This window comes from Kribbella albertanoniae, assembly GCF_004348455.1.
Classification (GTDB): domain Bacteria; phylum Actinomycetota; class Actinomycetes; order Propionibacteriales; family Kribbellaceae; genus Kribbella; species Kribbella albertanoniae.
In genome coordinates this window covers 1-5,525 of record NZ_SMKA01000409.1, presented here as the reverse complement: position 1 = coordinate 5,525, position 5,525 = coordinate 1, and the positions used below count along the sequence as shown (strand labels likewise).

General features: G+C 69.4%; 6 protein-coding genes. 4 read left to right on the top strand and 2 right to left on the bottom strand.

Annotated elements, in window-relative coordinates; genetic code table 11:
* Nucleotides 1–720 (bottom strand): pyrimidine reductase family protein (locus E1261_RS42925; RefSeq protein ID WP_132415801.1); only part of this gene is annotated, 720 nt, incomplete at its 3' end.
* Nucleotides 720–1,583 carry a dihydropteroate synthase gene (folP, locus tag E1261_RS42920; protein ID WP_238176806.1) on the bottom strand — a complete coding sequence of 288 codons (864 nt, stop codon included), beginning with the start codon at nucleotides 1,581–1,583 and terminating at the stop codon, nucleotides 720–722. The genes E1261_RS42925 and folP, both read right to left, overlap by 1 nt.
* A 198-nt stretch (nucleotides 1,584–1,781) precedes the next feature.
* Here folP and E1261_RS42915 point away from each other — a divergent pair, with 198 nt between their 5' ends.
* From E1261_RS42915 to E1261_RS42900, 4 genes are all read left to right on the top strand, one after another.
* Nucleotides 1,782–3,098: an L-fuconate dehydratase gene (locus E1261_RS42915; protein WP_132415799.1), complete on the top strand. Its 1,317-nt coding sequence runs from the start codon at nucleotides 1,782–1,784 to the stop codon at nucleotides 3,096–3,098.
* A complete protein-coding gene (locus E1261_RS42910; protein WP_132415797.1) occupies nucleotides 3,095–3,847 on the top strand; it encodes an SDR family NAD(P)-dependent oxidoreductase in 753 nt (250 codons plus the stop codon). The genes E1261_RS42915 and E1261_RS42910 overlap by 4 nt, the downstream gene beginning before the upstream one ends.
* The gene (locus E1261_RS42905) at nucleotides 3,844–4,803 is read left to right on the top strand and encodes an aldo/keto reductase (protein WP_132415795.1); all 960 of its coding nucleotides are present in this window, start codon (nucleotides 3,844–3,846) and stop codon (nucleotides 4,801–4,803) included. The genes E1261_RS42910 and E1261_RS42905 overlap by 4 nt, the downstream gene beginning before the upstream one ends.
* A gap of 255 nt (nucleotides 4,804–5,058) precedes the next feature.
* Nucleotides 5,059–5,511: an ester cyclase gene (locus E1261_RS42900; RefSeq protein ID WP_132415793.1), complete on the top strand. Its 453-nt coding sequence runs from the start codon at nucleotides 5,059–5,061 to the stop codon at nucleotides 5,509–5,511.
* Nucleotides 5,512–5,525: the final 14 nt, after the last annotated feature.

The window sequence follows — 5,525 nt, the reverse complement described above, 5'->3', positions numbered from 1 at the left end:
CTCCCGGACGTAGCGGAGGAAGAGGTAGTCGTCGGAGGCGGTGAGCAGGGTGGCCAGTTTGAGTTGGCGGGTGAGGGTGGTGGGGAGGCCGGCGGTGATGCGGCCGGAGCCGGGGCCGGCGAGGAGGGGGGCCAGGGCCAGGCAGAGTTCGTCGACCAGGTCGGCGATGGTCAGTGCGCCCAGCAGATGAGGACCGCCTTCGCAGAGGATCTGCGGCATGCCGCGGCCGGCCAGCTCCTTGAGGACGGCGGCGAGGTCGACCTCAGCGGCACCGAGGACGATCAGGTCCGCGACCTCGGCCAGCGCCTCGCGGCGGTCGGGCGGGGAGGCTTCGTGGGTGATGACGATCGGGCGCTCGGCGGACTGGAAGACCGGGTTCACCGGGCTCAGCTCGAGGCGGGAGGAGACGATCGCGAGGGTCGGGTTCTCGGCCAGCCCTTGAGCGGTTCGCCAGGAGCGGCTCGCGGCGGACAGCCGGAGCGGGCGGTAGCCCTCGTCGCGGATGGTGCCGGCGCCGACCAGGACGACATCGGCCAGCCGGCGGATCATGCTGAAGACCCGGCTGTCGGAGTCGCTCGACAACGCCTTGGACTGGCCGTCGATCTCGACCGCGCCGTCCAGGCTGCTGACGAAGTTCGCCCGCAGGTGCGGTACCGATCGGTCCTCGACCTGGTAGACGCCGATCAGGTCGTCGTCCGACAGTTCGTCCAGCTGCTGCATCAGGCCAGGCTCCTTCGGGTTCCGGCGGGCTGGGCAGTTCCGCGCAGTACGGCGATCAGGTCGAGCGCTTGCCGCGCGGCCGGTACGTCGTGCACCCGGAACACCCGGGCCCCCAGCCACGCCGAGATGCTCAACGCGGCCAGCGTCCCGTTCCCCCGCTGACCCGGCGGCAGCTCCAACGTTTCGCCGATGAAGTCCTTGTTCGACACGGCAACGAGCACCGGCCACCCGGTCGCGGCCAGCTCGTCCAGCCGGCGCGTCAGTTCGAGCGACTGCAGGGTGTTCTTGCCGAAGTCATGCGTCGGGTCGATCAGAATCCCGTCCCGCCGCACCCCGGCGGCAACCGCGCGATCGGCCAGGCGAGTCGTCGTACTGATCACATCCGCGACCACGTCGTCGTACGCCATCCGATGTGGGTCGGTGCGTGGCGAGAGTCCACCGACGTGACTGCAGACGAGACCCGCGCCGAACTCGGCCGCGGCGTACACGAGGTCAGGATCGGACCCCGACCACGTGTCGTTGAGCAGGTCGGCCCCGGCCTCGACCACGCGGCGCGCGACCCCGCTGCGATACGTGTCCACGCTGATCACCAGCGACGGGTGCCGCTCCCGGATCCCGGCCACGAAATCGACCGTCCGCCGCAGCTCCTCGTCCTCGCTGACCGGTTCGCCGTACCCGGCCTTCACCCCGCCGATGTCGACCAGGTCGGCGCCGTCCGCCACCGCCTGGTCGATCGCCGCGTACGCCGCGTCGGTCGCGAACGTCGCGCCCCGGTCGAAGAACGAGTCCGGAGTCCGGTTCACGATCGCCATCACCGCGAACTCGCCGGGCCGGAAGGTGCGCTGACCTAGGCGGAGATCCACGGATACGACTGTATAGGGCGGACCGCCACCACTGATCAACCTCCCGCCGAACCGTCCCGGCAGCAGCCGCTGGGCGTGAGGTACCCGGTACTCCGCAGCGTTAGTGAGTGGGGGCGGTCCGGACCCCTCGCCGACCAAGCCCATATCCTATAGGATCCCTTCTGACAGACCGCCCTCCGCACCAGATCGGGTCACTCCATGGCACGTTTCACCGAGTTAGAGACGTACGACGTCCGCTTCCCCACCTCGCTGGACCTGGACGGCTCCGACGCGATGAACACCGACCCGGACTACTCGGCCGCGTACCTGATCCTCCGCACCGATGCCGGTGACGGACTCGAAGGGCACGGGTTCGCGTTCACGATCGGCCGGGGGAACGACGTCCAGACCGCCGCCATCGAGGCGCTGCGGGACCACGTCGTCGGGCTCGACCTGGACGCGACACTGAACGACCTCGGCGCCTTCTGGAAGTCGCTGGTGCACGACTCGCAGCTCCGCTGGCTGGGCCCGGAGAAGGGCGTCATGCACATGGCGATCGGCGCGGTCGTCAACGCGGTCTGGGACCTGGCCGCCAAACGGGCCGGCGTCCCGCTCTGGAAGTTGCTGTCCGACCTGACCCCCGAGCAGATCGTCGACCTGATCGACTTCCGCTACCTGACCGACGCGCTCACTCCGGACGAGGCGCTGGAGATCCTGCGCAAGGCCCAGGCCGGCCGGGGCGAGCGCGAGGCGCTGCTGCGTGAGCACGGCTACCCGGCGTACACGACGACGCCCGGCTGGCTCGGGTACGACGACGCCAAGCTGGTTCGGCTCTGCCACGAGGCGGTGGCCGACGGGTTCACCCAGATCAAGCTCAAGGTCGGCGCGAATCTCGACGACGACATCCGCCGGATGCGGTTGGCCCGCGAGGCCGTCGGCCCAGACATCCGGATCGCGATCGACGCCAACCAGCGCTGGGACGTCGCCGACGCCATCGCGTGGATCGAGGCGCTGGCGCCGTACGACGTCTGGTGGGTCGAGGAGCCGACCAGTCCGGACGACATCCTCGGGCACGCGACCATCGCGAAGGCGATCGCGCCGACCCGCGTCGCCACCGGCGAACACGTCCAGAACCGGGTGGTCTTCAAGCAGATGCTGCAGGCCGGTTCGCTGTCCGTGCTGCAGCTCGACAGCGCCCGCGTCGCCGGGGTGAACGAGAACATCGCGATCCTGCTGCTGGCCGCGAAGTTCGGCGTACCGGTGTGTCCGCACGCAGGTGGGGTAGGACTGTGTGAGCTGGTCCAGCACCTGTCGATGTTCGACTACGTGGCGGTCAGCGGGTCGGTCGAGGACCGCGTGATCGAGTACGTCGACCACCTGCACGAGCACTTCCTGGACCCGGTCGTGATCCGGGCCGGGCACTACGTGGCACCGGTGAAGCCGGGGTTCGGCGCCGAGATGGATGCCGAGACGCTGACCGACTTCCGGTTCCCGGGTGGCAAGATCTGGAACGATCTGACGAAGGAGAACCAGTGAGCGACTTGACCGGCCTGCGGGCTGTCGTCACCGGCGGCGCATCGGGTCTCGGGCTCGCGGCCGCCACACTGCTGGCCGCTCGCGGCGCGCGGGTGGCCGTGTTCGACCTCAAGCCCGACGTACCGGAGCCGCTGACCGGGATCGCTGCCGATGTCACCGACGACGCGTCGGTGCGGTCCGCGGTCGCCGCGGCTGCGCTGAAGCTCGGCGGGATCGACATCGTGGTGAACAACGCCGGCATCGGCGCCCAGGGCAACGTTGCGGCGAACGACGACGACGAGTGGCACCGCGTGTTCGACGTCAACGTGGTCGGCATCGCCCGGGTCACCCGCGCCGCGCTGCCGTACCTGCGCAAGTCGTCCGCGGCCGCGATCGTCAACACCTGCTCGATCGCCGCCACGGCCGGGCTGCCGAACCGCGCGCTGTACTCCGCCAGCAAGGGCGCCGTACTGGCCCTGACGATGGCGATGGCCGCCGACCATGTCCGCGAAGGCATCCGGGTGAACTGCGTGAACCCGGGCACCGCGGACACCCCGTGGGTCGGCCGTCTGCTCGACGCCGCCGCCGATCCGGAGGCCGAGCGGGCCGCCCTTGAGGCCCGGCAGCCGATGGGGCGGCTGGTGTCGGCCGAGGAGGTCGCGCTGGCGATCGCGTACCTGGCCAGCCCACTGGCCGGATCAACCACCGGTACGGCGATCGCCGTGGACGGTGGCATGCAGAATCTGCGCCTTCCGGCGGCTCGCTCATGAAGATCTTCGACTCCTCGAGGATCGGGCTGGGTGGTGCACCGCTGGCCGGGCTGCGGACCGAGGTGAGTGAGGCCGACGCGATCGCCACTGTGCATGCAGCCTGGGATGCGGGCTGGCGCTACTTCGACACCGCGCCGCACTACGGGCTCGGGATCGCCGAAGAGCGGCTTGGTCGGGGGCTCGCGGGCAAGGCCCGTGACGAGTATGTGCTGTCCTCGAAGGTCGGCCGGATCATTTACGAGGCCGATACCGAGGCGCCGGACGGCGAAGGCTTCGCTGTCGTCAGCAAGCGCCGCCGCCGCTTCGATTACAGCCGGGACGGAGTGCTGCGCAGTATCGAGGACTCGCTGCGGCGGATCGGTACCGACCGGCTCGACATCGTTTTCGTGCACGACCCGGACGACCACTACGACGAGGCCGTCGGGACCGCCTTCCCCGCGCTGATCGAGCTGCGTGAGCAAGGTGTCATCGGGGCGATCGGTTCCGGGATGAACCAGAGCGCGATGCTCACCCGGTTCGTCACCGAGATCGATCTCGACGTGATCATGCTGGCCGGCCGCTATTCGCTCATCGATCCGGACGGGCTGGACGACGTACTGCCCGCCTGCCTGGCGAACGACGTACAGGTGGTTGCCGTCGGTGTCTTCAACTCCGGCCTGCTCTCGCAGCCACGGCCCGCGGTGGACGCGACCTTCAACTACGCCCCGGCCGACGAGGCGTTGATCGCCAAGGCGAACCAGCTGGCCGACGTGTGCGAGTCGCACGGCGTCACCCTGCCCGCGGCGGCACTGGCGTTCCCGCGCTTCCATCCTGCGGTCGCCGGTATCGCCATCGGCTGCCGGAACGCTGACGAGGTGCGGGTGAACGCATCGCTGGATCAGGCGGAGATTCCCGCGGCGCTCTGGTCCGACCTGAAGTCGGCCGGCTTGTTGCGCGCGGACGCGCCGACCGGCTGACGCGACAGCGCCGTACGGACCCATCGCCACGCGGCGGCGGCGATCGTACGGCGCGGCTTGGGCTCCCACCGGGTTGGCGTGTCCCGGCCGGTCTGCGCGTGCCGAATGTCGTCTCTGACCTGCTTGGTGACAATGAGGACGCTCAGAGCTTCCATGGTTCGTCTCCTGCTCGGAGCCTTCGGCGAAGGCCTTCACGGGTACGTCGGAGGCCTGGGCCGGTTCTTGACATCGCCTTCGCCGGGTAGGTTGCCTGGCATGGATTTGAGTGTGGACGCTGACCTCGCTGCGCGGCGGATCGCGGTGATCCGGGAGCACATGGACACCGAGGTGACGCAGGAGTTCGACCTGACGCTGGCGACGTTCGACGGGCATCCGTTGTACGAGATCGTGCCGACCGGGCAGCGGTTCGACGGCGCCGAGCAGGTGATGGCGTACTACACGCTGACCCGGACGGCGTTCCCCGACCAGCGGCACGACAACGTCCGGTTCCATGCAGCGGCCGACTCGGTGATCGTCGAGTTCGACCTGCTCGGGACGAACCTCGGCGAGTTCTACGGGCTCCCGCCGACGGGGAAGGCGTTCCGGGTGCCGGTGATCGCGGTGTTCTTCTTCACCGGCGACCGGATCACGCTCGAGCGGGTCTACTTCGACACCGCGTCCCTGCTCCTGCAAATCGGCCGCCCCGAACTACTCACCACCCCACGCTGACGCGCCTCCCCACC